Raw genomic sequence first — 587 nt, 5'->3', positions numbered from 1 at the left:
CGGTCTCGTTGGCTCGGAACAAGGTGGCGTCAGACCTGTCCTTGTTGTCCAAAATAACTTAGGTAATCATTTTAGCCCAACGATTATCGTTGCGGCGATCACAGCCAAAATGGCAAAGCCAAAATTGCCAACACATATCGGGATTAATTCTGATGAAACAGGCATTGAAAAAGATTCAGTGATTCTTTTAGAGCAGATTCGAACAATCGATAAGGGCCGCTTGAAAGAAAAAGTTTGTCATTTGAGACTTGATATTATGGAAGAAGTTGATCGTGCCTTAGGCATCAGTGTTGGACTTAGTAGCGATTCAGCCCCAGCAAAAGCAAATTCAGCTACATAAAGAACGATAGCTACTATGAAATCAACAAAGACTAATTGGATTTTTTAAAAAGCGACTGATCTAGTTCGGTTCGCTAAACGTAGATTGAGTAAAAGCGAGAGAGATGGCCAAGTGGCATCTCTCTTTTTTTTGTTTTATATTTTAAAAATTAAAATATAAATATAAAATATAAAATTTTATCACTGTATTTTAAATAAAGTTGTTGGCAAGGCTCAAACGGAATGTTACAATCAATACTATATAGAGT

General features: G+C 36.3%; 1 protein-coding gene. It reads left to right on the top strand.

The genetic code is table 11. The annotated features are described in order from the left end of the window. A partial coding sequence (locus ACU8YE_RS24035; RefSeq protein ID WP_446929862.1) for a type II toxin-antitoxin system PemK/MazF family toxin occupies positions 1-340 on the top strand: 340 nt, incomplete at its 5' end. Positions 341-587: the final 247 nt, after the last annotated feature.

The sequence above is a fragment of the Ralstonia sp. VS2407 genome (assembly GCF_052950655.1).
Note: the sequence above shows the minus strand (reverse complement) of the source record. Positions and strands in the feature narration are given on the sequence as shown.